We start from the raw sequence: 557 nt of genomic DNA, 5'->3' as shown, positions 1-557 counted from the left end.
AAAGCTTGGATCATGAATCCTTATATGCAGCATTTTTGTGGCAGGGTTTTCTTTGAACACGAATTTCCTTGTGACCCGAGTAATTTTGTTCATTTCCGAAAAAGAATTGGCGAAAAAGGTATCGAAAAAATATTTGCCTACAGCGTAAGAATGCACGATGCCAAGACGAACACCTCAAATTTTGTTTTGTCCGATACTACCGTTCAGGAGAATAATACCTCTTTTCCTACCGATGCAAAATTGTGCAAAAAAGTGATCGATTATTGCAACAAAATAGCCGGAAATGAAGGCATAAAACAAAGACAACGCTACACAAAAGTCAGCAAACAAATGGTGCGCAACACCTACAACGGAAAACATCCCAAGCGGGCAAAAGCGGCAAGGAAATCTCAAAGACAGCTCAAAACCATCGCCATGAGACTGATTCGTGAATTGCAGCGGAATTTTAATGCAGAACAGCAAGAATTTTATAAAGATTTAATGACATTGTACACCAAGGTTGTCACACAAAAAAGAAACGATGCCGATAAAATTTACAGCATTCACAAGCCTTTTAC

The 557-nt window shown here is 38.8% G+C and carries 1 protein-coding gene; it reads left to right on the top strand.

Annotated features, from left to right (window positions below; translation table 11 throughout):
• Positions 1-12: 12 nt before the first annotated feature.
• Positions 13-557, top strand: a 545-nt coding sequence (locus tag OK344_RS13425) for a transposase (RefSeq protein WP_265145226.1), incomplete at its 3' end; no start/stop codon positions are given.

The sequence above is a fragment of the Kaistella yananensis genome (assembly GCF_026107505.2).
Taxonomy (GTDB): domain Bacteria; phylum Bacteroidota; class Bacteroidia; order Flavobacteriales; family Weeksellaceae; genus Kaistella; species Kaistella yananensis.
This window is presented reverse-complemented; position numbering and strand designations above follow the sequence as displayed.